The organism is Streptomyces sp. NPDC003032 (genome assembly GCF_053591415.1).
Window position 1 is genome coordinate 92,544 of sequence record NZ_JBSFTT010000018.1, and the last position, 25,930, is coordinate 118,473.

A 25,930-nucleotide genomic window follows, 5' to 3' on the forward strand; every position below is an offset into this window, starting at 1 on the left:
AGAGAAGGAGTCTGATCGTGCGTCACCTCGTGAGGTCGCGTCGCATGCGGCTGCTGGTCGCCCCGTGTACGGCCGTCGTGGCGGTGGCCTCGGTCGGGCTGAGCGCTCCGGCCGCGCACGCCGCGTCGGCGGTGAACATCACCGCCGTGCACAGCGGCAAGTGCCTGGAGGTCAAGGACTCCTCGCAGTCCCTCGACGCCCCCATCATCCAGGCCGACTGCACGGGGCAGACCGGCGCCGAATGGTACGTACGCGAGTCCCCCAGCGGCGGCAGCACCATCAACATCGTCAACGCCCGGAGCAACCACTGCCTGACCGTTCCCGACCCCGCCTCCGCCCGCGGGGGCACCCAGACCCGGCAGGGGAACTGCACCGCCGGCGCCGGAGCCGACTTCCGGCTCGTCGACAGCGGCGCCGAACACGTCGGGATCCAGGCCGCCGCACCCGCGCCCGCCCTCTGCCTCGACGTCGCCTCGGGCTCGCACGCGCACGGCGCGGCTCTCCAGCTGGCCCAGTGTTACGGGCAGTCCGGCAGCGGCTTCCAGCAGCGGGCTCCCCGGACCGGGAACGAGACGCCGCTCGACGCCCCGCCCGTGCTCCCGCCCGCCACCGTCGCCGAACGGGTCAACCTCACCTCCGGCGGCGCCCAGACGACCATGCAGGGCATGGACGCCTCGCCGGTCCTGAGCGCGGACGGGCGGTACGCGGCCTTCATCTCCGACGCGACGACCCTCGTACCCGGCGACAAGAACCTCACGTCGGACGTGTTCGTGCGGGACCGGACGACGGGCGCCACCGAACGCGTGAACCTCACCGACGGGGACGCCGAGAGCAGCGCCGCCGGCTGGTCGGACGAGCCGTCGATCAGCGCCGACGGACGGTACGTCGCCTTCGAGTCCGTCGCGCGCAACCTGGTGACCGATGACACCAACGGACACAGGGACGTCTTCCTGCGCGACCGTACCAACGGCACCACACAGCGCGTCAGCGTCGCCGGCAACGGCTCCCAGGGCAACAACTGGTCCTTCTCCCCCTCGGTCAGCGCCGACGGGCGGTACGTCGCCTTCACCTCCAGCGCGAGCACGCTTGTGGCGGGCGACACCAACGGGGCCGACGACATCTTCGTCCACGACCGGCAGAACAGGACCACGCAGCGCGTCAGCGTCACGGGCGGCGGCGGCCAGGGCAACGGCGAGTCGAGGACGCCGTCCTTCAGCGCCGACGGACGGTACGTCGCCTTCACCTCCGCGGCTACCAACCTCGTGACCGGTGACACCAACGGCGCCGACGATGTCTTCGTACGCGACCTCCAGGCGGGCACGACCCAGCGCGTCAGCGTGACCGGTACGGGGGGCCAGGGCGACAAGTGGTCGGCGGCACCGTCCATCAGCGCCGACGGGCGCCATGTCGCGTACTCCTCCTTCGCCACCAATCTCGTCGCCGGTGACACCAACGGACGCAGCGACGTGTACGTACGGGACCGCCAGGCCGGAACCACCCAGCGTGTGAGCGTGGCCGACAACGGCACTCAAGGAGACGGGCACTCGGACAGTCCGTCGATCAGCGCGGACGGGCGGCACGTCGCGTTCTGGGCCTCCGCCGCCAATCTCATCGCCCGTGACGCCAACGATTCGAGCGATGTCTTCGTGCGCGACCGGGAGACCGGGAAGACGCAGCGCGTCAGCACCGCTTACGCCGACGGCGGAGACGGCGACCACTACTCGTCGGAGGCGTCCATCAGCGCCGACGGGCGCCTCGTCGTCTTCTCCTCCGCCGCCTCGGACCTCGTCCCCGGCGACAGCAACGGCGTGTTCGATGTCTTCGTGCGCCGGAGCACCGCCTGAGGACTTCCTTATTCGGTCCGCGCTTCGAGGCGGCTGCCTCGGGGCGCGGTGATGGACATGATGTCGCTGGGAGCGTCCAAGGTGATGCGGTGCCATCGTCCCCGCGGCACGATGACGGCGGTTCCGGCGGCCAGCTTGATCTCCTCCTCCCCCTCGCCCGGCCGTTCCGGGCGGAAGTGGAGGCGTATCGCACCGGTGAGGCAGGACACGACTTCTTCCGCCTCGGGGTGGACCTCCCAGTGGTCGGCATGGACGTCGGCGGCGGTCTTCACATGGAAGGTCATCACCTGCCAGCCATCCCGCTCGGTGTCGAATTCGGGCTGCGCGGCGCGTACTTGACCGCCTTGGTCTAGGTGGATGAAGGAGCCGAAGAGATCGACCGGGGTGACAGTCATGCCGGGATGTCCTCTCGGTCGCTCAGGGCGCGGCGCAGGGCCGCGCCGAGTTCGGTGAGCTGTCGCTGGGAGATCTCGGCGGACAGGATCGCCTGTGATCCGTGGAAGGTGCCGGCCCACTGGTGCAGCTCCACCGAGACGCCGGCCTGCAGCATGCGCAGTCCGTAGTCGATGCCCTCGTCGCGGTTCGGGCAGTACTCGGCGGTGGCCAGGTAGGCGGGCGGCAGGCCGGACAGGTCGGTGGCCCGTGCCGGGGCGGCGTACGGTGTGGCGGGCGTGGAGCCCAGGTAATGCCGCCATGCCTGGGTTATCTTGGCGCGGTTCATCCAGGGCGTGTCGGTGAAGTTCCGCTGCGACCACGTCTCCTGCCGGTCGTCGAGCGTCGGCTGGTTGAGCAGTTGGCAGCGGATCGCGGGCCCCTGTTCGTCGCGGGCGCGCAGCGCCACCGCGGCCGCGAGGGTCGCGCCGCCGCTGTGCCCGCCGACCGCGATCCGCGCGGGGTCGATGCCGAGTTGCGCCGCGTGCTCGGCCGCCCAGAGCAGCACGGCGTAGGCGTCGTCCGGAGCGGCGGGGAAGCGGTGTTCGGGGGCCAGGCGGTAGCCCACTGAGATGACCGTCTGGCCGGAGGCGTCGGCGAGCCGGGCGGCCCACGGGTGCTCGGTGTCCACATCACCCATGATCCATCCGCCGCCGTGCATCCAGATGAGTGCGCCCCGCGCCTGATGCGGGCGGTAGATCCGCACCGGCACGTCCGGCCCGGCGGGCACCACGCGGTCCTCGATCACCATTCCGGTGGTGTCCGGTGCCGGGATCGCGGCGGCCAGCTCGGCGAGCTTCTTGCGTTCGGTGGCCGGGTCGGACAGGTCGGTGCGGGGGAACAGCGGGACGAATGCTTCGAGTTCGGGATCCATGTCTGCCATCCTCGCCGTCGCCGCTCCCGGAGGTCATCCGCCATCCGTCGGGCAACTGGCGCGGATCACGCGCCGGTCGGCGCACCGGTCGGTGTCGGTGCGACCGTGGGCCCGCCGGTGGGGCGCCTATCCTCCTGGCATGGAGGCATTGGCCGTACGGCTCTCTCAGCTGGACTCGCACGTCGAAGGCGCGATCCGCGTCGTCATGTTCTACGACACGCTGATGCGCCGCCGGGTGGACCTCCCCGCGCTCGCCCGCGCCTCGTCGGGCCTGGCGGAGTGCGTGGCCGGCATCCGGCTCCACGGGACGGGTCGGGCGATCCGGACCTCGCCCGACGGCAAGGAAACCGGCGCCCCGGCGCGCCCCGCTTCCTCCACCGCGTCGATCACCCTTGACGAGGAGGAGATCGGCACGGTCTGGCTGGAGCGCCCGGGAGCGCCCTCCTCCCTCGACGAGGTGCTCCTCGACCGGCTGGCGATAGCGGCCGCCGCGGTCGTCGAGCGGTACGGGCCCGCCCGCACCACCATGGCCGACCCCGCCCTCGTCGAGCTGGTGGTCAGCTGCGACAGCGACGAGGCGGCCAGGGCCCGGGCGCTGCGCCTGCTGGGTTTCGCCGCCGGCGTTCCGGTCCGTGTCGTCGCCGTACGGTCGCGGCTTCCGCTGGACCAGGTCGCCGGTCTGCTCTGCCCGGACCGCCCGGTGAAGGCGGCGCCGCTCGCCGACGTGGGCGTCGTGCTGGCCACCACCGTGGACCTGGCCCGGATTCCGGCCGGTGTCCGCGCGGGCATCGGCGGCGCGGCCGAGAGCCCCGACCGGTCCTGGCTCCAGGCCCGCGCGGCCCTGCGTTTCACCACGCCACGCCGGCCGGCCGTCCGCCACGAGGAGCTGGGAGCGCTGGCCCTGCTCGCGCAGGTGCCCGAGGACGCCGTGCGGGGCAACGCCGATGTGGTCGCGGTCGACCGGGTCGCCGGTGACCCGGAGGTTCTGGAGACGCTGGACGCCTACTGCTCCACCGGCTCTCTGCGGCGGGCCGCCGAACTTCTCCATCTGCATCACAGCAGCGTCGCCCGCCGCCTCGACCAGATCGGCAAGGCCCTCGGCATCGAACTCACCGAGCCCACGGGACTGCTACGCGCCCGCCTCGCCCTCACCGCGTGGCGACTGCTCTTTTAGTCGAACTCAGAACAAATCGCGCCCGCACCTCACACTCGACAAAAGCCAGGTCTAGCGCGGGAACGGCTCATCGAGTATTGGTAACAGTGAAAACAAATCCTGAGCGATGAAGGGGCGACCATGACGGACCTCTACACCCCCACCCCCGAGGACAAGTTCACGTTCGGCCTGTGGACCGTGGGCTGGCGGGGCAACGACCCGTTCGGCGAGCCCACCCGCCCCGCGCTCGACCCGGTCGAGTCCGTCGAGCGGCTCGCCGGGCTCGGCGCGTACGGCGTCACCTTCCACGACGACGACCTGATCCCCTTCGGCTCGTCCGAGGCCGAACGCGAGGCGATCGTCAAGCGGTTCCGCTCCGCGCTCGACGCCACCGGCCTGAAGGTGCCGATGGCCACCACCAACCTGTTCACGCACCCCGTCTTCAAGGACGGCGGCTTCACCGCCAACGACCGCGACGTACGCCGCTTCGCGCTGCGCAAGACCCTGCGCAACATCGACCTCGCCGTCGAACTGGGCGCCACCACGTACGTCGCCTGGGGCGGACGTGAGGGCGCCGAGTCGGGCGCGGCGAAGGACGTACGCGTGGCACTGGACCGGATGAAGGAGGCCTTCGACCTGCTCGGCGAGTACGTCACGCGCCAGGGCTACGACCTGCGCTTCGCCATCGAGCCCAAGCCGAACGAGCCGCGCGGCGACATCCTCCTGCCCACCATCGGCCACGCCCTCGCGTTCATCGAGCGCCTGGAGCGCCCCGAGCTGGTCGGCGTGAACCCGGAGGTCGGCCACGAGCAGATGGCGGGGCTGAACTTCGCGCACGGGATCGCGCAGGCTCTGTGGGCCGGCAAGCTGTTCCACATCGACCTGAACGGCCAGTCCGGCATCAAGTACGACCAGGACCTCCGGTTCGGCGCCGGTGATCTGCGCCAGGCGTTCTGGCTGGTCGACCTGTTGGAGACGGCCGGGTACGAGGGCCCGCGGCACTTCGACTTCAAGCCGGTGCGCACCGACGGGTCCGACGGGGTGTGGGAGTCCGCGAAGAACTGCATGCGGAACTACCTGATCCTGCGTGAGCGCGCCGCGGCCTTCCGCGCCGACCCCGCCGTGCGGCAGGCCCTCACGGACGCCCGCCTCGACCAGCTCGCGCTGCCCACCGCCGCCGACGGCCTGGACGCGCTGCTCGGTGACGCCTCCGCCTACGAGGACTTCGACGTGCGGGCCGCCGCCTCGCGCTCGATGGCCTTCGAGCGGCTCGACCAGCTCGCCATGGAACACCTCCTCGGTCTCTGACGGGCCTTGACCTCCTGCTCGCCTCAGGGCGCGGCGCGCTCCGCGTAGCCCAGCGGGTCCGCGAGTACGTCCCTGACGACCAGGGCCGCCGAGCCGCGCGCCGCGTCACCGGCCGGCGACGAGGCCCGCAGCCTGCCGCTGCCCGGGGTCCACAGGCCGGAGACGACGCGTCGCTCCAGGCATCTGTCGATCGGGCCGTGGAGCCAGGGCATCAAGGAGCGGTACGTGCCGCCGAGGACGATCGCGTCCGGGTCGAGGAGGTTCACCGCGCCGGACAGCACGAGACCCAGCGTGTGTCCGGCGCCCGCGATGGCGGCGACGGCGCGCTCGTCGCCCTCCAGCGCCCTGCGCTCCAGCTCGGCGACGCCCGGCTGTCCCGCGTCCTCGGCGATGCCCGCCGCGCGCAGCAGCGCCCCCTGGCCCGCGTACTGCTCCAGGCAGCCCCGCGCGCCGCAGCGGCACTCGGGCCCGTCCTCGTCCACGACCACGTGCCCGATCTCGCCGGCGAACCCGTGGGCGCCGCGCAGCAGTTCACCGTCGATGAGCAGGGCGCCGCCGACGCCGATCTCGCCGGTGAGGTAGAGGAAGCTGCGGACCTTGCCGAGGCGGCCGAACCACATCTCGGCGAGGGCCGCCGCGTCCGCCTCGTTCCCCGAGCCGACCGGCAGCGGGCGGGGCGCCGTGTCCGGCCCGTCGAGGTGGGCCTTGCCGAGCCGCAGCTTCGAGAGGGCCTGCGCGAACATGCCCTCGGCGGCCACCCGGTTCCACTGAAGGTTCGGCGCCTGGCGCACCACACCGCCGGAGACCAGACCGGGCAGCGCCAGATGCGCGGCGACGGGGCTCAACTCCTGCTCCCTCGCCGACTCCAGGGCGCGGGCGGCGATCCGCGCGGCGCGCGCGATGACCTCGGCGGGCGGTACGCCGCGGTTGTCGAGGTGCTCGGTCAGGCGTACCCGGTCGGTGCCGGCGAGATCGACGACGCACACGGTGACGTAGTCGATGTTGATCTCGACGCCGAGCCCGGCGCACCCGGTGCGCGCCACCTTCAGGACCGTGCCGGGCCGCCCGGCCTGTCCGCTGAACGACTTGCCCGACTCCGTCAGGAAGCCGCCGGCCAGCAGCTGCTCCGTCAGCGAGGACACGGCCGCGCGGGTCAGCCCCGACCGGCCCGCGACGGCGGCCCGGGTGGTCTCACCCTCGTCGTGCACGGCACGGAGCACGAGGCTCAGGTTGTGCCGGCGCACAGTGGATTTGTCCGCCTTGGGCTCCAGCGGAGCGCGGTGGTTCGTCATGGTGGGTCGAGGATATCGGCTGCTAGCGGGCCTTCTTCTTGTCGAACCAGATGGTCGCCGCCGTCGGCACGAGGCCGGCCCAGAAGATGAGCTGCGGCACGGACCGGTCGGTCCAGGGGATCTCGGCGATCAGCAGGGCGCACAGCATGGCCCAGCCCGCCTGGGCCAGGACGATGCGGGCCCAGCGGCCGCGGCGGACGAGTGAGCGGACGTTGAGCTGGACGCCCGAGCGCAGCCGGCGATAGCGGCGCCAGGCTCCGAAGGCCCAGATCACGGCCATGATGAACAGGAACCACAGGCGTTGGCCGACGGGGATGGGCAGCTCCGGGGCGGGCCGGTCGTCCGCGGGGAAGACGTCGACCATGGCGCCTGCCAGGCCCACGCAGAGCAGGGCCAGCCACCGGGTGCCGCGCAGGAGGCGGTAGGTGGCGTGGTCCAATTGCTGCCGCATGTCGGCGGAGTTGGGCTCGGCGGCGAGCGCGTCCGCGTACATCTCGGCGGCCTGGGTGGCTCCGACTCCCGGCGCCTGCGCCGCCTTCCTCGTCCGGCGGGCGAGGGCCTCGGCGTGCTGGGGGTCGATGCGGAGGATGGCCTCGTCGAGCATGTCGGAGACCGTGCCGTTCCCGGCCGTGCTGGCGATGCGGTGCGCGATCTCGTGGGCGTAGACGTCCTCGGGGCCCAGCCGGAGCGCCTCCATCGCCAGATCGGCGGCTTCGCGGGTGACGCGGTCGGCGGCCTCGTGGGTGAGCTGCCGGGCGCCGCTTTCGCGGGCGTAGCGGACCAGCGCCTCGCGCCACACGGCGTCGGCGAGCATGGCGTGCGCGAACGAGTCGTCGGGGGCGACGCGGATCAGCTCGCGCAGCACGGGCTGGACCTTGAGCCAGCCGTTGTCGTGTGTCATGGCGTGGGCGCGGAGTCTGAGCGCGCCGTAGTCCTCGGGGGCCAGCTTGAGGGCCTCGTCGGCCGCCGCCGTCGCCTCCGCGGGCTGCTCCGCCTGGAGGTGGCAGTAGCCGATCTTGACCCAGGCGCGTATGTCGCCGGGATCCTCGGCGAGGCGGCCGGCCAGCAGGGCCTTGGCCTGGTCGTAACGGTCGAGTTCGATCAGGGCCTGGGCCTTCTCGACGGCCGGGTGCAGCGTGCTCACAGCTTCCGCTTCTTCTTCAGGTAGGTGACCAGGTCGTCATACGTGCCGCCGTCGTTGGCGTACATCGCGACGTTGCGCGCCGACGCGAACCACGGCTCCGTGGACGGCACGGTCTGCTTCGCCGCGTTCAGCAGGTCCTTCATGCCGATCATGCGGACCGTGCCGGTGCGCGCCGAGTCGAGCAGGGCGCTCTCGGCGGCCGCCTCGCACAGGTGGGCCAGGTCCGCGCCGGAGAGGCCGTCGGTGACCTTGACGAGCTTGCCCAAGTCGACGTTCTCGACGGGGCGTTCGTCGAGGTGGTAGCGGAGGATGCTCTCGCGGGCCGGGGCGTCGGGGGGCAGGACGAGCAGGGTGCGGTCCAGGCGTCCGGGCCTGCGCAGGGCGATGTCCACGTCCCAGGGGGCGTTGGTGGCGGCGAGCACGAAGACGCCCTCGTTGGCCGCGGAGTCGATGCCGTCCATCTCGGTCAGGAGCTGGTTGACGGTGTTGCGCATGCCGCTGTGCTGGGTGCGGCTGCGCTTGGCGCCCAGCGCGTCGAGTTCGTCGAGGAATACGACGCAGGGGGCCTGGCGGCGGGCGGTCCGGAAGATCTCGTGCATGTTGCGCTCGGAGTTGCCGATCCACATGTCGAGGACGTCGTTGACCGACACGGACAGGAAGTTCGCCCCGAGTTCACCGGCGACCGCGCGGGCGATGAACGTCTTGCCGCAGCCGGGCGGCCCGTACAGGAGGAGTCCGCCGCGCAGGCTCTTGCCGTACAGCTTGCGCAGTTCGGGGTTGCGCATGGGAGCGAGGAACGCCGCCTCCAGGCGCTCCTTCACCTCCTGCATGCCGCCGACGTCCGCCAGGCGGATGGTGCCGGGGGCGTCGATGTCCCAGGCCGAGGCGTCCTCGGGGTCACCGCTGCCGTCGGCGGTCAGCGGCGCCTCGGCGCCGACGAAGCGGGGCGGGATCACGTCGCCGACCTGGTCCGCGGCGGCGCGCCAGTCGAAGCCGGTGCGGGGCGCCTCGGGGGCGGGCGCGGGCGGGGGCGTGGGGGTGGGCTGGGGCCCGGCGGAGGGCTGGAGTCCAGGGGAGGGCGCGGGTCCAGGGACGGACGCGGGTCCAGGGGCGGGCGCGCCCATGGCGCGGGCCATCAGCGCGCGGGCCTGGCCGTCGCCCGGTGCGTGCTGCAGGGCGACGGCGACCTCCGCGACCGCGGCGTCCGGCTGCCCGGCGTCCAGCAACAACTCGGCCAGATGCAGCCGTAGGGGTACATCGGCGGGTGTCGCTTCAACGGCCGTGCGCAAGCTTCGTATCAGGGGGGAGTCCTCGGACATGTGGCCACCTTATGTACACGTCACCCCTGGCCCGGCGCCGGGCTCCGCTCCGGACGCGGCCCCGCCGGGGTCAGTCCGCTGTCAGCGGTCCACGTCAGAATCCGGCCACCGAATGGTTCCGCAGGAGGGGCAGGGAGATTTGATGAAGGGAAGAACCGGCGGTGCGCTGCTCGCGACGGCGGTCGCCGCGGCGGGCCTGGCGGGCACGGCGGCCGCACCGGCGCGGGCCGCGGGCTCGACCACGGCGTGCGTCATGCGCGAGGGCAGCCCGCACACGGACTGGACCGGGATGAAGTGGGACGCGGACATCCTCTGTGACAACGCGCCGGGCGACGTACGCCTGCAGTCGTTCACGGGCAGTCCGGTGGTCGGCCGGATGGTGACCACCCGCAGTTGGTTCGTGTGCTGGAAGGTCGGTGACCAGCATGCCGGGGGCAACAACATCTGGTACTACACCCAGGCCGACGAGATCGTGTCGCGTCCGACCGCGCAGGGCTGGGGCTATATGCCCGCCGTGATGCTGGAGACCACCCAGGACCCGGTTCCGGGCCTGCCCAAGTGCTCGTGGGGGTGAGGAAGATGAGACGGACGACTGAAGTGACTGAAGTGACTGAAGTGACTGAAGTGACTGCGACTGCGACTTCCGGTGGGACGTCGGTGGTGCGGGGCCGACTCGGCGCAGGCGGAGGACGCCGTGCCGCCGGGGCGCTACTGGCCGCGGCGATGGCTTCGATGTGCCTGCCCACGACCGCAGCGGCCTCGCCCTCAACCTCTTCCTCGCCCTCGCCCTCGTCCTCGCCCTCGTCGGGGCCGGTCTGCTACGTCCGTGACGGCGTGCGGCACACCGACATCAAGGGACATACGTACACCAAGGACCTGTACTGCGAGAACGCGGTGGCGGACGTCTTCGCGACCCCGGAGGTCTACGGCACCGTCATCGCCAAGCTGAAGACGTCACCGAGCTGGTTCGTGTGCTGGGAGAGCGGTGACCTGCACCAGGGCGGCAACCGCATCTGGTACTACACGCAGGGCGACGAGGTGACCAACTGGCCGCTGTGGAAGGGCTGGGGGTACGTCCCGGCGTTCCGCATCGAGACCGAGCCCGACCCGTTCCCCGGCCTGCCGCCCTGTCTGCCCAGCTGACCGCCCCTCCCCCACGTTCCGCCAACCGCCACCCGAACCAGGAGTGAACTCATGCCGCTCACCAAGGCATTACGACTCGGCCGGATCACCGCGACGGCCCTCATGCTCGCGGCGGCCGCGGCCTGGCCGGCCACCGCCCCGGCCTCGGCGGCCACGGAGGCCACGGAGGCCACGGACGACGTGACGTGCGTTCTGCGCCCCGGCATCACTCACAAGGACACTCTCGGCAACACCTTCACCGGTGACCTGTACTGTGCCAACGCCCCCGGAGACCTGTACGGGCGCCCGGCCTTCGACGCCCCCGTGACCGGGCGCCTGAAGACGACGCAGAGCTGGTTCGTGTGCTATTCGATAGGCGAGGCGCACAAGGGCGGGAACAACGTCTGGTACTACACGCAAGGCGACGAGGCGGTGAACCTGCCCGGCATCCAGGCCTGGGGCAACATGCCCGCGAGCAGCGTCCTCACCAGCACCGATCCCTTCCCGGGCCTGCCGCGCTGCCCGTGGCACTGAGCCCGTGCGGCCGCGCGGCCCAAAAACGGCTCAGACGATCACGACCCGGCGCCCGCGCGTGTGACCGGCTTGGCTGTCGATGTGCGCCGCCGCGGCCTCGGCGAGCGTGTACGACTTCTCGACCGGGATGTGGAGCCTTCCCCGCGAGATGAGGTCGGCGGCCTCGGCGAGCGCGTCCGGCACGCTCCCGGCCACGCCGGAGAATCGGACACCGAACTCCGGCGCGCCGAGATCGGCGATGGAGATGACCTTCCGCGGATCACCGGTCAGCTCGACGAGTTCGCGGATCACGCCCGAGCCGGCCAGATCGAGAGCCGCGTCGACATGGCCGAGCCGCCGCACCCGCTCGACCCAGCCGTCGCCGTACGTCGTGGCGACGGCGCCCAGGCTCCGTAGATAGTCCTGGTTCGCGGCCCCGGCCGTGCCGATCACCGTGATGCCGCGCTCGCGGGCGATCTGGAGCACCGCCGATCCGACTCCCCCGGAGGCACCGCTGACCAGCAGCGTCTGCCCGGCCCGCACACCGACCTGGCTGATGACGCGCAGCGCGGTCTCCACCACGGAGGGGTACCCGGCCGCCTCTTCGAACGTCAGGCCCTCGGGCATACGGGCCCAGGCCGACAGCACGGCGAACTCGGCGTAGGTGCTCGAACCCTCGCCGAACACGTGGTCGCCGACCTCGACCCCTTCGACGCCCTCGCCGACCTCGTCCACCACCCCGGCGGCGTCCAGCCCGACCCCGGAGGGCAGTTCGGTCGGATGGGCGCCCAGGATCTGGCCTTCACGGACCCTCCAGTCGACGGGGTTCACGCCCGCCGCCCGCACGGCTATGCGTACTTGGCCCGGGCCCGCGTGGGGCTCCTCGGCGTCTACGAGTCGCAGAACATCGGGACCGCCGAACTCGGCGAAGCTCACTCTCTTCATACGGAGAACGTAACACTAACGGTTAGTGTTTAGGAACGGCTTCGACTTTGCATCTGATAGTGCTCTGATAGCGTCAAGGAATGACCGTGCCGCCCGGACGCCGTGAACGCAAGAAGGCCGCGACCCGCCAGAAGATCGCTGACGCCGCCCTGCGGCTCTTCCTGGAACGCGGGTACGACGCAGTAGGCATCCGTGACGTGGCCGCAGAGGCCGACGTGGCCGTCACCACGCTCTTCTCCCACTTCGCCTCGAAAGAGGCCCTGGTGTTCGAGCAGGAAGAAGACTTCGAGCAGGGTCTCGCGCGGGCGGTCAGCGACCGCGCCCCGCACGAACCGCTCATCCCCGCGCTGCGCCGCGAGATCCAGGCGCTGGTGCGGCACTGTTCGGCGGAGAGCGCCGCCCCGATCTGGCGCATGATCGACGGATCGCCTGCCCTGCGGCAGTACGAGGAGTCGATGAGGCTGCGCCACGCGGAGTCGCTGGCGACGGCCATCGCCGCCGAGCTCGACGTGCCACGGACCACAACGGCCTGCCGGACCATCGCGAGGTTCGTGATCGACGCCCATTCACTGGCCCGCGAGTCGCCCGATCCGGACGCCGCGGTGGACGAGATCTTCCAGATGATCGAGGCGGCCTGGGAGGCCGCCCGCCCTCGAATCAAGGAGTCCCGCTGATGGTCAGTGTGAGTACGGAGACCGCGGAACAGACAGAGCAGCGGCTGCGCCGTGTGATCGCTCTGGCCGACCTCGTCGTGCACGACGGCGTCTGGTGTTTCGATGAGTCTCCGGCCGACCAGCCACCGGCGCTCACCGCCGAGACGCTGGCAGTCGTCCGGGACCGGGAGAGCTGGAGCCGCCTGGTCCCGCTCACGCAGGAGCGCGACGGCGTCGAACGCTTCGGGATCTTCTCCTTCCACTTCCCCGATCACGGGGACAACAGCGGTTTCGTCGGCTGGCTGGCCACCCACCTCAAGGCCGAGCTGGGGACCGGCGTATTCGTCGTCTGCGGCAGCAACCGCGCCCGCGGCGGCATCTACGACTACTGGGGCTGCCCCATCGACTTGCTGGACCAGGCCGTCGCGGTTGTCGGGGCGCTACGGGACAGCTGACTGCCTGACGTCCTTGAGGAACACGATCCCGTCGCTGTCCGCCAGGTGGGCCGGGTCGAGCGGGGCGTAGCCGAACCAGGGGGACACGCGGGGCGCGGGGCGGGTGTCGCCGAGGGCGGTGGCCAGCCGTGGGGCGTCTATGACGTAGCGGTCCTCCGGGAGCGCGTACAGGAGGCCTTCGACGGTGTCCGGCGGCGGCGCGTCCACGCCCTGGTGCCGGATCGTGCCGAGGGCCGTGGCCACGAAGGCGTACTCCTCGCCGAGTCGGGCGCTCACCAGCGCGCCCGCGCCCCACCACTCCAGCGGCATCCCGCCCATCCGCATCGTGCACTTCGCCCGCTGGAGATGGGAGTTGTGGGCGTGGACGAGTGCCGGGCCGCGAGCGGCGACGGCGAGGAGGTTGTGGGCCATCATCTGGTCCCGCACGCCCGCAAGGCGGGCCAGGCGGGCCGGTGAGGTGTCGGCCATCCAGTGGTGGTAGCGCAGCAGGCCGAGAGCGGTACGCCCGTACAGACACGCCCGGTCCCAGTCGTCCTGGGAGGTCACCGCGGTCAGGTGCGGCGTCTGCGCGTCGAGCAGCGCCACCAGTTCGTCGGCGAGCAGCCGCAGTTGACCGGCCTCCGCCGACCGGCCCACGGACCGGGCCGGGTCCATCATCACGGCGGGATCGGTCCACCGGTCGTCGGCGCCGAGCAGGTGGTCGAGCGTTTCCGCGGTGCAGGGGAGCAGGTCCGCGTCCACCCGGGTGGAGAGGTAGCCGTGGAGTGCGGTGAGGGCCTGCCGGGGGCTCGCGGCGGCGGCGATCTCCAGCGGGCCGTCGAAACCCGCGAAGCGGAGCCGTTCGGGGGCGGGCCGGCCGTCGTTGTCGGCGCGTACGTTGTAGGCGCGCATCCAGCGTACGAGCTCGCGGTTGGCGGCGGAGGCGCCCCAGCCGTGGCTGAATCCGTGCTCCATGACCTCGTCGAGGGTGCCTGTGCCCGAGGTGACGTAGTCGTCCACGGCCAGGCCCCTCACGCAGTCGCTCTCGATCGCGATCGTCCCGTAGCCCTCCTGCTCGACGAGCTGCCGGAAGACGTCGTTGCGCAGGTCGAGCAGATCCTCCTCGCCGTGGGTGGGCTCCCCCAGGGCGAGCAGCCGGGGTCGGGCCGGGAGCAGTCCCATGACGGTGGCGGCCTCGACGGCATGGGCGGTGTCCTTGATGTCAGTAGCCATGCCTTCAACGGTATCTTTGAACCTTCGGTGGAAGCTTTTCGGCGATATCGGCAGGGACATGGGACGGAACCTTCAAAGCGGGGAGCGGCTCAGGCCGGTTGATCTGGCACGCGGGCACGGTCTGTCCACGCAGGCGGTCAGGAACTACGAGGAGTCCGGCATCCTTCCGGCCGCCGCTCGCACGCCTCACGGCTACCGCACCTATACCTCGCTGCACGCGGGGGCCCTGCGCGCGTTTCTCGCCCTGGTGCCGGGCCACGGCCACCGGACGGCGACGTCAATCATGCGGGCGGTGAACAGCGGCGCGATCGAGGAGGCGCTCCGCCTGATCGACGAGAGCCACGCCCAGCTCCTCGACGACCGCCGGACCCTCCAAGCCGTGGAGCGCGCCCTTCGCGACCTGGAACCCACGGGGGCGTCCGAACGCGGGCCGACCGCGGCACCCGGAAGAACCGACGGCACGTTCATCGGCCCGCTCGCGGGGAAGCTCGGCGTCCGGCCCGCGACGCTGCGCAAATGGGAGCACGCCGGGCTCGTACGCCCACGCCGTGACCCGCGGACCGGGTACCGCGTCTACGACGAGGCCGACGTACGGGATGCCCGGCTGACCCACCAACTGAGGCGCGGCGGCTACCTGCTGGAGCAGATCGCCCCGCTGATCGCCCAGGTACGGGCGGCCGGCGGACTGGAGCCGCTGGAGGCCGCCCTGCGCGACTGGCACGGTCGGCTCTCCGCCCGCGGGCGGGCGATGCTGGCGGGGGCGGCCGAACTGGAGGCGTACCTCCGTGCACGCGAACCGGCTGGGGCCTGACCCGCGTTCCCCGATCCTCTTCGACACCGGCATCGGGGACGCGGGCCCCGAGACCGAGCCGTCGGTCCGCCTTCCGCGGGCTGATCACCTAGACTCCACCAATGGCGAAGTACTTCGACGTGCACCCAGACAATCCCCAGCGGCGCAGCATCACCAGCGTGGTGGACAGCATTCGGTCCGGCGCGCTCATCGCGTATCCCACGGACTCCTGTTACGCGCTGGGATGCCAGCTCGGCAGTCGTGACGGCATCGGGCGGATCCGTACGATCCGTGACCTCGACGAGCGTCACCACTTCACCCTCGTGTGCCAGAACTTCGCACAGCTGGGTCAGTTCGTTCAGCTCGACAACGACGTGTTCCGGGCCATCAAGGCGGCGACGCCCGGCCGCTACACCTTCATCCTCCCCGCCACCAAGGAAGTCCCGCGCCAGCTGCTGCACCCGAAGAAGAAGACCGTCGGAGTCCGCATTCCCGACCACACGGTCACCCAGGCGCTGCTCGCCGAGCTCGGCGAACCGCTGCTCTCCAGCACTCTTCTCCTGCCCGACGAGGACGAGCCGCTCACCCAGGGCTGGGACATCAAGGAGCGGCTCGACCACGTCGTGGACATCGTTCTCGACTCCGGTGACTGCGGCACCGAGCCCACCACCGTCATCGACTTCTCCAGCGGCGAAGCCGAGGTCGTGCGCCATGGGGCCGGGGACACCAGGCGCTTCGAGTAGCGGGGCCGGTACATCGTCAGTCACCTCGGGCCAGTCATCCTGGGGCGGGCAGGAAGTGGGTCTCGGCCTGGACGCGCGCCCGTAGGGCGAAGCCGAAAGGGCAGGTCGGCGCGAGGTGGTCGAGCAAGGTGTAGGCCTCTTCGCGCAGCGCTGCCAGCCGCGCATGGTAGGGGCGCAGCACTTCTGGTGCGGTCATTATGGCGCGCAGCTGTTCCCTGTCGGTCGCTGAGGAGGGAGCCTCCTTCAGCAGGCGCAGGGCTCGTTGCCGACCGCGGCCGGGCAGGGTGTGGAGCAGGTGGACGAGCAGATAGGTCGGTGTCCGGTTGCGCAGGTCCTCACCGGGCCCGTCGCGTAGATCGTCCTCGTCGTTGCGGAACTGTGCCAGCATGCCGAGGACCCGTCCGAAGCGGTGCCACCCGGCGATCCGTTCGGCGTTCGCGTCGGTGGGGTGTGCCATACCGTTGGCGAGCCGGGCGGCCATGGAGCAGGCCATGGCGTAAATGGCGCCGCTCTTGTCGCGGTAGACGGCGAGGATCTCCTGCGGGGTGGTGCGCTGGGGCTGGTTGAGGAGATCTCCGAGCTGGCCGTTGACGGCGGCCGTCCAGCCTTCGAGATATGTCCTCGCCAGGTCGTCGCGTACGGGGTGCGGCGCGTCCATGGCGGCCAAGGCGCGCAGCGGCAGCGCGTATCCGCACTCCAGCGCCGCCGTCAGGGCGGCGCCACGGGGAACTCCGTACAGATGCGGCCCGGCGTCGCCGTCGACGAAGTCGTCGAAGGTGTTGGCGGCGCGCCACCACAGGGCGTGCGCGGCGGCGACCGGGACGGCCGGCGCGGGGTCGCCGGTCATGGCCGCGTGTACCAGGAGCGGCAGGGAATGTTCATGCGGCGAGGCTCTGCCGCGGGTGATGAGCCGACTGAGGGAACCCCGCAGATGGGCCTGCTGGGCAGGGTAGGCATCGAGGAGTTCGGCGAGGTACTGGCGCACTTGCGGAAGGGTGCGGGCCAGGGCAGCTTCCGCCTCTACTGGGCTGGGGAGCAAATCTGCCTCCGTGGCAGGTGTCGCGCGGCCTTCGGTGATGGGGGCGAGTGGGCGCAGCCGCCCATGTTGACCGTCACAGGTGTGTTGCCCACCCGGCTGGTCGGCCCACCACACACCGCTTGACCGGCGGAGCGCGCGCCCGGCTCGCAGCGAAGTGAGTTACGGACCAGGGTCGCGGACGGCGCACTGTATCGGTCACAGTGCGCCGTCCGCGTCTGGGCATGCCGACAACAGAAGCGAGTACTCAGCGGGCCGCATCCGCGAGCAGCTTCAGGGCGAGCGCCTCGGTCTCGGCGTCTGCCTTCTCCGGGCTCCCGGTGTCGTACGGCGGATCGGGGTCGTACTCGACCGCGAGCTGCATCGCCTGCGCCACCTTCACGTCGGAGAGACGGGCGGCCAGGTGGAGTCCCATGTCCATGCCCGCGGAGACCCCGGCGGCGGTGATGATCTTCCCCGTCTCGACGAAGCGTCCGGGGGTGTAGATCGCGCCGACGTCCTTGAGGTACGGACGGGAGGCCCAGTACGTGGTGGCGGGCAGGCCGCGCAGCAGGCCTGCCGCCCCGATGATCAGCGAGCCCGTGCACACCGACGTCGTCCAGACCGAACGACGGTGGATGCGGCGAATCCATGCGTGCGCCTCGGTGTCGGCCATCATCGCCGTGGTCCCTCGCTCTCCACCGCCGGGTACGAGCAGCACATGGGCTCTGCGTACGTCTCTCATGGACCGTTCCGCGACCAGACTCAGCTCACCGGTGTCCGTGAGCACCGGCCCGGCCTCGCGCGCGACCATCGTGACCCGCGTGTTCGGTAGCCGGCACAGCATCTCGTAGGGCCCCACCGCGTCCAGCGCCGTGAAACCGTCGTAGAGAAGTATCGCCACCTCCAGCTTCCCGTCCGGGTTTTCGTTCGGCTTCTCGTCCGGCTTCTCGTCCGGGTTCTCGTTCCCTGACGCGGCCCACGCCGGGCCGCCCATCCCGACGGCCGCGACCGCCGCGCCCGCCACCGTGCCGCGCAGCAGACCGCGACGGCTCGGCGCCCGCTTGGCGTCATCCGTGCTCATGTCCCACCAACACCCCTCGTCAGTCCAGCGGTTGTCGGTTCAGTAGTCGTATGCCGCCGCGGCGGAGTTCCCGGCCGGCCGTGGGAAACGGGTGCGCGGGTGCCGTTCCGCGTGCCCTGGAGGTCAGGACGTACGCTGACCAGTCATGAGAGACGATCCGCAAGGCCTCGGCGCAGGGTGTCAGGGACGCGACCCGGACCGCGGGAGAGTCGGGGTGCTCGGCTGGGCCCTGCTGGTCCTGCTCATGGTCGCGCTCCTCACGCTGTGGCCGGGGTGACGCGCGACCGCGCGACCGCGCGACTGAAGACGTCAGCGGGTCCCGCGTGCGCCCCCGTTGACGTGCAGCACCTGGCCGGTGATGTGCCGTGCCGCCGGTGACGCGAGGAAGGCGATCGCGCCCACGATGTCCGCCGGCTCACCGGCGCGGCCCGTCGCGGTGGCGGCCACGAGCTGCTCGCGCCGCTCGGCCGGCAGCCGGTCCCGGAAGAACTCGGTGTCGGCGATATAGCCGGGCGCGACGACATTGGCGGTGATGTCGCGCGGGCCCAGTTCCGCCGCCAGGCTCAGGTTCCAGGTGGCGAGTCCGGCCTTGGACGCGCCGTAGGACCCGCCCTGGTCGGCGGCGATCGAACCGATGTGCACGACGGCGCCGCCGGACGCGAGCCGTCCGTCCAGCGCCTTGGTGGTCAGCGCGGCGCTGACGAGATTCGCGTCGAGGTTGGCGCGGAAGGCACGCGCGTAGGAGGCCAGGTCCGCCTCCCCGTCGGTGTCGAGATCGGCGTTTTTACCGGCGTTGTTCACCAGGACGTCGATCCGCTCCGGGAGTTCGGCCAGCAGTGCGGTGAGCGCGGCGGGCTCGGTGTGGTCGCACACCAGGGCGCGTACGCCGGGCCGGTGTGCGGCGGTCTCCCGCACCAGCCGATCGAGCGGTTCGGGACGGCGGCCGGTGACGATCACGGCGTCGCCGTGCTCGGCGAAGTGCTTGGCCGCGGCGCGGCCGATGCCGGTTCCGCCGCCGGTGATCAAAACGGTGCGTGCCATATGCTGACTCCCGACTCCATTGAGGTCTAAATTTAGGTCTAAACATAACACTGGGAGTGTTCGTCATGGCAAGAGACACCGCGCGGGACATCGCGGCCGCCTGGGAGCGCGAGCGTCCCGGCACCCCGGTCGGCTCGATCGGGATCGTCACGCCGATCTGGCAGCTGGCCAAGCTGTTCGGCGACGACCGGCGCCGGGTGCTCGCCCGCGCCGGGGTCGACTCCGCGACCCTCGACCTGCTCAGCGTGTTGCGGCGCAGCGGCGCGCCCTACACCTTGAGCACCCGCGAACTCGGCCACCGCTCCTTGATCACGGCGGGCGCCATCTCGCAGCGCGTGGCCCGTGCCGAACGCGAGGGCCTGGTCACCCGCCTTCCCGGAGAGGGGCGGCCCCGTACGGTCGAGGTCACCCTGACCCGAGCGGGCCACGACCTCGTGGAAGCCACCGTGGACCAAGTACTGGGCCGGGAAGCGGGCTTGGTGAGCGGCCTCACCGCCGACCAGCAGGCCCAGCTCGCCGAGCTGCTCGGCCTGCTTCTCGACGACGTACAACAGCGCCTGGGCGATGACCGCCTGACTCAAGTGGGGCACGACTGACGCTCGCCACCCGAGGGCCCGCCTGTGGTGGCCGATCTCTCAGCGACTGCCACGACAACGCCTGACGGGCCACGCTACTGTCGGCCCTGGTGCTCGGTGAGCAGCCCCTCTCGCGGGCCGGGCGGGGCAGCGAGGACGTCGGAGTCCTCGTTGGTACCGCTGTTCGCCGAACACGAGGAGCAAGTTCGAACGGCGCGGGAGAAAAGAAAAGAATGACGGACCACCAGCCTGAGCCTCGGCCCGAGGAGGATCAGCCCTCCTCGCGGGAGCGGGAGCGGGAGCGGGAGACGGAGCGGCTCGCCGCCCAGGCCCAACAGCTGCGGGAGCAGGTCTCCGAGCTGGAGGTGCAGGTGCGCGCGCGACCCAAGATCGCGCTGGCCGAGGGCGTACTGGTCGAACGGTACGGCCTGCCGGACGCGGGCGCGGCGTTCGCGTTGATGCGCCAGGCGTCCCAGCGGGCCAACATCAAACTGCACCAGTTGGCCATCGCGGTCGCCCGTACGCCGGGGCCCGCCAAGGGCGCCGACGTATGGCTCGGCACCCGGGCGCGGCATCCGGCTCCGCCCCTGACGACGCTGGGCGCCGGCACGCTCGACGCGAGCAACCAGGGCGAGGTCCTCGGCGCCGCGCTGCACCGCGTCCTGAACATCACCAGTGCGTACATGGGCAACGTCCAGCTGGTCGAGGACGGCGCGCTGCGCATGGAGAAGCACGCCGGTCTGCCCCGGCAGTTCACCGACTACTTCGCGTTCGTCGACGGGGGCACCGCCTGCTCCCGGGCCGCCGTCGCCAACCACCAGGTCACCGTCAGAGACTTCGTCTCATCGCCCGGCTTCGACGACGTCACGCGCCGCGTCATCCTCTCGGCCGGCAGCCGCGCCTGCCACAGCATCCCCCTGGTCGACGGGACCGACACCGTGCACGGCGTCATCTCCTCGCACCACCCGCGCCCCCTGGACGGCTTCACCCAGACACAGCTCCAGGCGCTGCAGCACACAAGCCGTGCCGTCGGCACATGGATCGACTGGCACCAGCGCACGATCCTGCTCGACGCGCTGGAGGACCTGCACCAATTGGCCCTCGCGCAGCAGCGGTAGTCGAATCTCCGCCTCCTGTGCGGCGTCACCGCGTGGCGCCGCACAAGCAGTGCCGATTTGTTGCGGAATCTTCACGTCACGGCGCTGTTTCCCGCCGGTTTGACGGGCACCCGCACCGCGTCCTCAACGGAAAGGGGTGCGGCATGATCGCGGTCGCCGTCCTACTCCTGCCGGGGCTGGCGCTTCTGCTGTTCATGATGGTGCGTCTGGAGGACGGGCTGCTCGCCGCCAAAGGCGAGGCCCCTTCCACCCGTCACGCCCGGCATGCCCGTCGGCAGCACCTGCGCCTGATCCACGGCGGAAGTGACGCGTCACCGGCATCGGAGAACCACGGACAACTGCAGGAATTGCGGGACAGGCAGGGCAGAAACGCTGCCTGAACCGATGGCGCGGCCGGGGCCCGGACGAATTCGTCCGGACCCCGGCCGCGGTTGTGCTGCGGATTCCTACCAGCGATACCAACGGCCTCGCCGGCCACCCGCTCCCGCGGAGCGCATCACGAAGCCGAGCAGCCACAGGACGAGCACCACGGCCGCGACGAACCACAGCGCCTTCAGTGCGAATCCCGCACCGAAGAGAAGCAGGGCCAGCAGAAGAACAATCAGCAGGGGAACCATCGATATCAACCTCCAGTGCACCGTGTGCCCCGGGTCAGCTTCCTTAAGCATGCGTTTGGCGTGATGGTCATAGGACGTGAAAGTCTACGGGCATGACGATGAATGACTACGACCGTGTGCGCGCCGGGATCGAAGCCATGACCGCGTACATTTCCGGCGAGCGCGTAATGGAGGAATACGTCGCGGAGAAACGCACCGTCGACGGCAATCTCGACCAACTCGCCGACAGCGCGACCGCGTTGTGTGCCGCATTGCTCTTTCAGATCGCCGAAATGACCGGAAAGACCCAGCACGAAGTGCTGCAGGAACTGGCGCACGGGCTCAACCGCAACGAGGCGGAGCAGCAGGACTGAACGCGGCACACCGCGCCGCGAACATGCGAGAAGGAGCTGGCAGCACCATGGAAAGTCCCCCGTCGGCCGCGCGCGGAGCGCGTGCCGGGTGCGAGCCCTTGGGCGGCTCGTCGGCGTGGGCCCCGCGGCGCACCGCCCTGCGCCGCACCCCCATATCGATGTGGAACGACGACGTCTCGGACTGGGCCGCGGCGTTGACGTACTACGCGATCCTCGCCCTGCTCCCCGCTCTCCTCGTCACGGTGAGCCTCATCAGCCTGGTCAGCCCCGCCACGACCGAGGCGCTCATCGCCGAGGTGACGGACTGGGCGCCCGCGGAGTCGGGCCGCTCCTTGCACGAGGCGCTCAGCGAGATGGCCGACGCCCGTTCCGCGGCCCTCACGGTGGTGATCGCCGGAGGGGTCAGCGCGCTGTGGTCGGCGTCCAGTTACTCGGCCGTGTTCCGGCGGGCGCTGCACGCGATGCACGGGGTGGAGGACGCCCGGCCCGCCTTGCGCAAGGCGCATCGCGTGCTCATGACCGCGGCGACGCTGCTCGCGCTGCTGGTCGCCAGCGCGCTGCTTCTCGTACTGAGCGGACCGCTCGCCGAGGGGCTGGGGCGGCGCGTCGGCTTCGGGGGCGCGGGGCAGACCGCCTGGAGTGTGCTGCAATGGCCCGCGCTGGTCTGTCTGGTGGCGCTGCTCGTCCTCGTGCTCTTCCGCAACGGGCCGTCCGCGGCCCGCGGTTGGCGTCAGATCCTGCCGGGCGGGGTGCTGGCCTCGCTGCTCTGGCTGCTCGCCTCGGGCCTGTTCACGTGGTACGCGTCGGGGTTCGGCACCTACGGCAAGCTCTACGGCTCCCTCGCGGGCGTCGTCGTCTTCCTGGTCTGGCTGTGGGTGTCCAATCTGGCGCTGCTCGCCGGGGCGCAGTTCATGGTGGAACTGACCCGCGCGCGGGCCGCCGTGAGCCCGTGATCGCCCCGGACGGCACGATCACGGGGTGACGCGGCGGTACGCGGCGCGCGCGTACATCAGCCGGGCGGTCGTCGTGCCGATGAGAGCCGCCGCCAGCAGGCAGGCCATCCAGCCGGGGTCCCGGTGCCCCGCCCAGGAGATCTCCCCGGTGGGATGGGTGGCGAAGACGTTGAGCAGCGCCCAGCACAGCAGCGCCGTGCCCGGTGCCGCCGCGAACCGGCCCAGCATGCCGAGGAGCGCGGCCAGCAGGGACAGTGCGGCGAGGGCGAGGCCGGTGCGGTCCAGGGCGCCGAGCAGGTCGAGCACACTCACCAGTACGAAGGAGCCCCAGGAGGCCGCTGTCCAGACGAAGGGTGTGGCCAGGGGCTCGGGAACCGCCTTCGCGCCCTTGGCGACGTCACGCCACTCCACCACCGTCGGTTCCTCCCCACCACCGGGCGCCGGGCACGACAACGAATCCCGGACCCTTCACAGCCAATTCCTCGAACGACGAGACCACCGCGCCGGTCAGAGGCACGGCCGTGGTCTTGTCAGCAGATTGTCGCACCCCTTCCGGAGGGCGATAAGGCGTCTTCCCGCGCTTGGGAGGCGCGGCTCGAGGAACCCGTCGGCCTGGGCACCCCGCGCCGTGCCGCCCCGTCCAATGGCCCTTCCTGGAGGCACTGATGGCACGAACAGGTCGTTACAAGGAGCTAAGGGAAGAAAGCGGAGCACGAGGAGAGGGTGATGACCCGGCACACCGGCGCAGAGCGCCGCTGCGGCCACTGGCGCGCGCGGCCACGATGCTGGTCGCCTTCGCCGCGATGGTCGCGTTCGGCGTGGTGCTCACCCGTCTGACCCTGGAGCCGTCGGCGGCCTCCGAGGCGCTGACGCACAGCAACTTCAAGCCCGGTGACTCCATCCGCGACTACCTCGCGCAGCCCGCCTTCCGCGACACCGTCAAGCAGATCGGCGGCAACATCCTCCTGGGCGTGCCGTTCGGGATGCTGCTGCCGGTGCTGCTCCCCCGCACGCGCGGCCTGGTGCGGGTGGCGGTGGCGACGGCGGTGACCATGGTGCTGGTCGAACTGGCCCAGGGCGCCTTCGTGACCGGCCGGACCTTCGACATCGACGACGTCATCCTCAACACGACGGGCGCGCTCCTCGGTTACCTCCTTCTGGGGCGCCGGCTCGGACGGGCCGTGCATCCCCGGCGGCGGCACTGGTGGCACCGGTACACCAGGCGTGGCCCGGCGGGCGCCTGACGGGCCTCTTCACACCTGGAAAGGTGAATCACCCCCCGAATGTCACCCAATGCGTTTATTTCCGCCCTCGGTTGGTAACTCGCTGTAGCGAAAGCCTCGCGTGAGGGATCCTCTGCGGAAGGCAGGCACATGTCCGTAAGCATGCTGGCCGTCCTGGGCGCGGCGGTGGCGATCATCACCGCGCTGCTGCTCGCCCGCCCGCTGAACCAGACGACCACCGACGACCTCCGGCGCCGCTTCGGCCCCGAGTTCGACCGCGCGGTGGCGGAGCACCAAGGGGACACAGAGGCCGCCGAGCGAGAGCTCAGCGAGCGGCTGCGGCGCTTCGGCGGCCTCCGCGTCAAGGGCCTGACCACGGCGGCCCGCGAGCGCTACAGCACCGAATGGGCGCTCCTCCAGGAGCGGTTCATCGACGCCCCGGGGCAGACCGTCGCCCGGGCCAACGCCCTTCTCAACCGGCTGGCCGCCGAGCGCGGCTTCCCCGCCGAGTCGCGTGAGCGCCAGGCCGACGCCCTGTCCCTGCACTGTCCGCGGCACGCTCACGGCAGTCGCGTACTGCACGAGTCCGCGCGGCGCGCCGCCGCGGGCGACACCGACACCGAAGCCATGCGCCACGCCATGCTCGCCGGGTACGAGCTGTTCCACGAGCTGCTCCTTCCCCGGCCGCAGGACCGCAGGGCCGATGCCCTGGCCGGCCACTCCCGGCCTCACCGCCCCTTCGGGGTCCCGCCCCAGCGGTCCATCCACTCCACGCGCCACTGACACACGCCGTGACCGGCACGGTGCCGGTCGCGGCTACTCCGCGTGGCCGTGTCCGACGCGCCGACCGCGGTGGTTGCGCCTTGCATGAGGGACAGCGCGGAGTCCGCAGGGACGGCATGCTCCCGGCCGCGCGAAGGATCGAGGTATGTCTCATGCGCGTCCGTCCCACCGTCACCGCAGCCGCTTTCACCGTCGCGGCGTTCGCCTTGATGGCGCCGCAGGCGCTGGCCGAAACCGAGGTGCCGACAGCGCCGCACGTACGGAACGACACCGAACCGACGACGGTGCCGGACGCGCGGACCGACGGCCAGCCTTCGCTGTCGATCAATCCGAGCCCCGGCAGGCCCGGGCAGTCGGTGGTCGTCTCGGTCAGCGGCGGGTGCGCCGCCGAGTCGGCCACCGCCAGTTCGGACGCCTTCACCGAGAGCGTTCCGCTGTCCACCGGTTCGGCCGGCATCTACACGGGCACCGGCACCATCCGCGCCGACGCCCGGGCCGGCAGCCACTCCGTGAACGTCTCCTGCCCCGGTGGCGGCACGTCCACATACTCGATCACCGTGGCCGGTGCGACGTCGCCGGAGCGGGGCGTGCGGGCGGGCACCGGCGGTTCCCTGGGTACCGACGCGCTCTACGTGGGGGCGGGCGTCGCGCTCGTCCTCGTGGCGGGCGGGTACACCGCGTACCGGATGCGGCGCCGGTAGTCCTGACACACACCAGCGGCCGGGAGGTCTCCTCCCGGCCGCCGCGTCGTAAGGCGTCCGCCGGATCAGGCGGCCGCTTCGAGCATGGTGTCGATCTCACGGAGGAAGTCGTCGAGGTCGTCGGGGGTACGGGAGGTGACGAGTTCCCAGCCGTTGGCGTCGCAGTGCATGACGGGCTTGTCGACCCAGGTGCCCTTGGCGTTGCGGATGTCGGTGGCGACCGAGGCGTACGACGTCAGGGTCTTGCCCTCGACCACGCCGGCCTCCACCAGGAGCCAGGGGCCGTGGCAGATCGCCGCCACCTTGCCGCCGGACTCCGCGCAGGAGCGGACCATCTGGACGGCGCTGTCCTGCATGCGCAGGTTGTCGGCGTTGACCGTGCCGCCGGGAATCAGCAGTACGTCGTACGAGGAGGCGTCCGCGTCGGCGAGGGTGAGGTCGGGCTGGACGGTCTTGCCGGGGTCCTTGTCGCCGACGAGAGTGCGGATCTCGTCCGTCGACACGGCGGCCACGTCGACGTGCGCGCCGCGGTCGCGCAGGTGCTGCACCGGCACCACCAGCTCGTCCTGTTCGACTCCGTAGTTGGTGACGATCGCCAGTACGCGGCGGCCGTTCAGGGTGTTGTCAGCCATGACGTTGCCTTTCCTGGTGCTGTGCTGCTGCTGTGC

Annotated in this window: 32 protein-coding genes; 19 read left to right on the forward strand and 13 right to left on the reverse strand. The window is 71.1% G+C overall.

Translation table 11 applies throughout. From position 1 onward, the window contains the following. Positions 1 to 17: 17 nt before the first annotated feature. On the forward strand, positions 18 to 1,844 hold the full coding sequence (locus tag ACWDZ7_RS24735) for an RICIN domain-containing protein (protein WP_451799811.1): 1,827 nt from the start codon (positions 18 to 20) through the stop codon (positions 1,842 to 1,844). An 8-nt stretch (positions 1,845 to 1,852) separates the two neighbouring features. Here the strand turns inward: ACWDZ7_RS24735 and ACWDZ7_RS24740 are convergent, their stop codons facing one another. Further along, positions 1,853 to 2,239: a cupin domain-containing protein gene (locus ACWDZ7_RS24740; protein ID WP_451799813.1), complete on the reverse strand. Its 387-nt coding sequence runs from the start codon at positions 2,237 to 2,239 to the stop codon at positions 1,853 to 1,855. Further along, entirely contained in the window at positions 2,236 to 3,150 is a 915-nt protein-coding gene (locus ACWDZ7_RS24745) for an alpha/beta hydrolase (RefSeq protein ID WP_451799815.1), read from the reverse strand. Before ACWDZ7_RS24745 ends, ACWDZ7_RS24740 begins: the two co-directional genes overlap by 4 nt. Before the next feature lie 139 nt (positions 3,151 to 3,289). On the opposite strand from ACWDZ7_RS24745, the gene ACWDZ7_RS24750 reads away from it, so the two are divergent. Further along, a complete protein-coding gene (locus tag ACWDZ7_RS24750; protein ID WP_451799816.1) occupies positions 3,290 to 4,324 on the forward strand; it encodes a PucR family transcriptional regulator in 1,035 nt (344 codons plus the stop codon). A gap of 120 nt (positions 4,325 to 4,444) precedes the next feature. Next, on the forward strand, positions 4,445 to 5,611 hold the full coding sequence (gene xylA / locus ACWDZ7_RS24755) for a xylose isomerase (protein WP_451799818.1): 1,167 nt from the start codon (positions 4,445 to 4,447) through the stop codon (positions 5,609 to 5,611). 23 nt (positions 5,612 to 5,634) lie between these two features. Here xylA and ACWDZ7_RS24760 read toward each other — a convergent pair whose 3' ends face one another. Genes ACWDZ7_RS24760 through ACWDZ7_RS24770 form a run of 3 tightly spaced genes read right to left on the reverse strand, consistent with a single transcriptional unit; the run spans position 5,635 to position 9,366 of the window. Continuing rightward, a complete protein-coding gene (locus ACWDZ7_RS24760; RefSeq protein WP_451799820.1) occupies positions 5,635 to 6,903 on the reverse strand; it encodes an ROK family protein in 1,269 nt (422 codons plus the stop codon). A 22-nt stretch (positions 6,904 to 6,925) separates the two neighbouring features. Further along, positions 6,926 to 8,047 carry a tetratricopeptide repeat protein gene (locus ACWDZ7_RS24765; RefSeq protein WP_451799822.1) on the reverse strand — a complete coding sequence of 374 codons (1,122 nt, stop codon included), beginning with the start codon at positions 8,045 to 8,047 and terminating at the stop codon, positions 6,926 to 6,928. Continuing rightward, positions 8,044 to 9,366: a tetratricopeptide repeat protein gene (locus ACWDZ7_RS24770; protein ID WP_451799824.1), complete on the reverse strand. Its 1,323-nt coding sequence runs from the start codon at positions 9,364 to 9,366 to the stop codon at positions 8,044 to 8,046. The genes ACWDZ7_RS24765 and ACWDZ7_RS24770 overlap by 4 nt, the downstream gene beginning before the upstream one ends. 142 nt (positions 9,367 to 9,508) lie before the next feature. Here ACWDZ7_RS24770 and ACWDZ7_RS24775 point away from each other — a divergent pair, with 142 nt between their 5' ends. The 3 genes from ACWDZ7_RS24775 (at position 9,509) to ACWDZ7_RS24785 (ending at position 11,022) form a co-directional block, all read left to right on the forward strand. After that, on the forward strand, positions 9,509 to 9,940 hold the full coding sequence (locus ACWDZ7_RS24775; protein ID WP_451799826.1) for a hypothetical protein: 432 nt from the start codon (positions 9,509 to 9,511) through the stop codon (positions 9,938 to 9,940). 260 nt (positions 9,941 to 10,200) lie between these two features. Next, positions 10,201 to 10,509: a hypothetical protein gene (locus ACWDZ7_RS24780; RefSeq protein ID WP_451799827.1), complete on the forward strand. Its 309-nt coding sequence runs from the start codon at positions 10,201 to 10,203 to the stop codon at positions 10,507 to 10,509. Between the two features lie 51 nt (positions 10,510 to 10,560). Continuing rightward, positions 10,561 to 11,022: a hypothetical protein gene (locus ACWDZ7_RS24785; protein WP_451799828.1), complete on the forward strand. Its 462-nt coding sequence runs from the start codon at positions 10,561 to 10,563 to the stop codon at positions 11,020 to 11,022. Between the two features lie 30 nt (positions 11,023 to 11,052). Here the strand turns inward: ACWDZ7_RS24785 and ACWDZ7_RS24790 are convergent, their stop codons facing one another. Beyond that, entirely contained in the window at positions 11,053 to 11,946 is an 894-nt protein-coding gene (locus ACWDZ7_RS24790) for an NADP-dependent oxidoreductase (RefSeq protein ID WP_451799830.1), read from the reverse strand. An 80-nt stretch (positions 11,947 to 12,026) separates the two neighbouring features. Here ACWDZ7_RS24790 and ACWDZ7_RS24795 point away from each other — a divergent pair, with 80 nt between their 5' ends. Continuing rightward, positions 12,027 to 12,620, forward strand: coding sequence for a TetR/AcrR family transcriptional regulator (locus tag ACWDZ7_RS24795; RefSeq protein WP_451799832.1), 594 nt, complete (start codon positions 12,027 to 12,029; stop codon positions 12,618 to 12,620). Continuing rightward, positions 12,620 to 13,054, forward strand: a complete 435-nt coding sequence (locus ACWDZ7_RS24800) for a DUF6196 family protein (protein WP_451799833.1) — start codon at positions 12,620 to 12,622, stop codon at positions 13,052 to 13,054. Before ACWDZ7_RS24795 ends, ACWDZ7_RS24800 begins: the two co-directional genes overlap by 1 nt. Here ACWDZ7_RS24800 and ACWDZ7_RS24805 read toward each other — a convergent pair. Then, entirely contained in the window at positions 13,040 to 14,266 is a 1,227-nt protein-coding gene (locus ACWDZ7_RS24805) for an erythromycin esterase family protein (protein WP_451799835.1), read from the reverse strand. The two genes, ACWDZ7_RS24800 and ACWDZ7_RS24805, sit on opposite strands and share 15 nt — an antisense overlap. Positions 14,267 to 14,324: 58 nt before the next feature. Between ACWDZ7_RS24805 and ACWDZ7_RS24810 the strand changes: the two genes are divergently transcribed. Together ACWDZ7_RS24810 and ACWDZ7_RS24815 are read left to right on the forward strand one after the other, a co-directional pair. Next, positions 14,325 to 15,077 (forward strand): TioE family transcriptional regulator, encoded by a 753-nt coding sequence (locus ACWDZ7_RS24810; RefSeq protein WP_451799837.1) that lies wholly within the window; start codon positions 14,325 to 14,327, stop codon positions 15,075 to 15,077. A gap of 101 nt (positions 15,078 to 15,178) precedes the next feature. Beyond that, a complete protein-coding gene (locus ACWDZ7_RS24815) occupies positions 15,179 to 15,799 on the forward strand; it encodes an L-threonylcarbamoyladenylate synthase (protein WP_451799838.1) in 621 nt (206 codons plus the stop codon). 34 nt (positions 15,800 to 15,833) lie between these two features. Here ACWDZ7_RS24815 and ACWDZ7_RS24820 read toward each other — a convergent pair whose 3' ends face one another. Next, positions 15,834 to 16,784 carry a polyprenyl synthetase family protein gene (locus ACWDZ7_RS24820; protein ID WP_451799840.1) on the reverse strand — a complete coding sequence of 317 codons (951 nt, stop codon included), beginning with the start codon at positions 16,782 to 16,784 and terminating at the stop codon, positions 15,834 to 15,836. 298 nt (positions 16,785 to 17,082) lie between these two features. After that, positions 17,083 to 17,898, reverse strand: coding sequence for a DJ-1/PfpI family protein (locus ACWDZ7_RS24825; protein ID WP_451799842.1), 816 nt, complete (start codon positions 17,896 to 17,898; stop codon positions 17,083 to 17,085). Between the two features lie 145 nt (positions 17,899 to 18,043). Between ACWDZ7_RS24825 and ACWDZ7_RS24830 the strand changes: the two genes are divergently transcribed. Then, entirely contained in the window at positions 18,044 to 18,175 is a 132-nt protein-coding gene (locus tag ACWDZ7_RS24830; protein ID WP_451799844.1) for a hypothetical protein, read from the forward strand. A gap of 32 nt (positions 18,176 to 18,207) precedes the next feature. Here ACWDZ7_RS24830 and ACWDZ7_RS24835 read toward each other — a convergent pair whose 3' ends face one another. Further along, positions 18,208 to 18,939, reverse strand: a complete 732-nt coding sequence (locus ACWDZ7_RS24835; RefSeq protein ID WP_451799846.1) for an SDR family NAD(P)-dependent oxidoreductase — start codon at positions 18,937 to 18,939, stop codon at positions 18,208 to 18,210. 65 nt (positions 18,940 to 19,004) lie between these two features. On the opposite strand from ACWDZ7_RS24835, the gene ACWDZ7_RS24840 reads away from it, so the two are divergent. The 3 genes from ACWDZ7_RS24840 to ACWDZ7_RS24850 all read left to right on the forward strand — a co-directional run bounded on the left by ACWDZ7_RS24840 (position 19,005) and on the right by ACWDZ7_RS24850 (position 21,012). Then, the gene (locus ACWDZ7_RS24840) at positions 19,005 to 19,535 is read left to right on the forward strand and encodes a MarR family winged helix-turn-helix transcriptional regulator (RefSeq protein ID WP_451799848.1); all 531 of its coding nucleotides are present in this window, start codon (positions 19,005 to 19,007) and stop codon (positions 19,533 to 19,535) included. A 212-nt stretch (positions 19,536 to 19,747) separates the two neighbouring features. Then, positions 19,748 to 20,632: an ANTAR domain-containing protein gene (locus ACWDZ7_RS24845; protein WP_451799850.1), complete on the forward strand. Its 885-nt coding sequence runs from the start codon at positions 19,748 to 19,750 to the stop codon at positions 20,630 to 20,632. 143 nt (positions 20,633 to 20,775) lie between these two features. Next, positions 20,776 to 21,012 (forward strand): hypothetical protein, encoded by a 237-nt coding sequence (locus ACWDZ7_RS24850; RefSeq protein WP_451799852.1) that lies wholly within the window; start codon positions 20,776 to 20,778, stop codon positions 21,010 to 21,012. A gap of 66 nt (positions 21,013 to 21,078) precedes the next feature. On the opposite strand, the gene ACWDZ7_RS24855 is transcribed toward ACWDZ7_RS24850, so the two are convergent. Beyond that, positions 21,079 to 21,249, reverse strand: coding sequence for a hydrophobic protein (locus tag ACWDZ7_RS24855; RefSeq protein WP_423591155.1), 171 nt, complete (start codon positions 21,247 to 21,249; stop codon positions 21,079 to 21,081). Between the two features lie 92 nt (positions 21,250 to 21,341). Here ACWDZ7_RS24855 and ACWDZ7_RS24860 point away from each other — a divergent pair, with 92 nt between their 5' ends. Both ACWDZ7_RS24860 and ACWDZ7_RS24865 read left to right on the forward strand, forming a co-directional pair. Continuing rightward, entirely contained in the window at positions 21,342 to 21,602 is a 261-nt protein-coding gene (locus ACWDZ7_RS24860) for a hypothetical protein (protein ID WP_451799854.1), read from the forward strand. Positions 21,603 to 21,649: 47 nt separating this feature from the next. Continuing rightward, a complete protein-coding gene (locus tag ACWDZ7_RS24865; protein WP_451799856.1) occupies positions 21,650 to 22,555 on the forward strand; it encodes a YihY/virulence factor BrkB family protein in 906 nt (301 codons plus the stop codon). An 18-nt stretch (positions 22,556 to 22,573) separates the two neighbouring features. Here the strand turns inward: ACWDZ7_RS24865 and ACWDZ7_RS24870 are convergent, their stop codons facing one another. After that, positions 22,574 to 22,969, reverse strand: coding sequence for a hypothetical protein (locus tag ACWDZ7_RS24870; protein WP_451799858.1), 396 nt, complete (start codon positions 22,967 to 22,969; stop codon positions 22,574 to 22,576). A gap of 251 nt (positions 22,970 to 23,220) precedes the next feature. On the opposite strand from ACWDZ7_RS24870, the gene ACWDZ7_RS24875 reads away from it, so the two are divergent. The 3 genes from ACWDZ7_RS24875 (at position 23,221) to ACWDZ7_RS24885 (ending at position 25,262) form a co-directional block, all read left to right on the forward strand. Next, positions 23,221 to 23,799 (forward strand): VanZ family protein, encoded by a 579-nt coding sequence (locus ACWDZ7_RS24875; RefSeq protein ID WP_451799860.1) that lies wholly within the window; start codon positions 23,221 to 23,223, stop codon positions 23,797 to 23,799. Positions 23,800 to 23,928: 129 nt separating this feature from the next. Continuing rightward, on the forward strand, positions 23,929 to 24,561 hold the full coding sequence (locus ACWDZ7_RS24880; RefSeq protein WP_451799862.1) for a hypothetical protein: 633 nt from the start codon (positions 23,929 to 23,931) through the stop codon (positions 24,559 to 24,561). 152 nt (positions 24,562 to 24,713) lie between these two features. Next, positions 24,714 to 25,262: a hypothetical protein gene (locus tag ACWDZ7_RS24885; RefSeq protein WP_451799864.1), complete on the forward strand. Its 549-nt coding sequence runs from the start codon at positions 24,714 to 24,716 to the stop codon at positions 25,260 to 25,262. A gap of 65 nt (positions 25,263 to 25,327) precedes the next feature. Here the strand turns inward: ACWDZ7_RS24885 and ACWDZ7_RS24890 are convergent, their stop codons facing one another. After that, a complete protein-coding gene (locus tag ACWDZ7_RS24890; protein ID WP_451799866.1) occupies positions 25,328 to 25,894 on the reverse strand; it encodes a type 1 glutamine amidotransferase domain-containing protein in 567 nt (188 codons plus the stop codon). Positions 25,895 to 25,930: the final 36 nt, after the last annotated feature.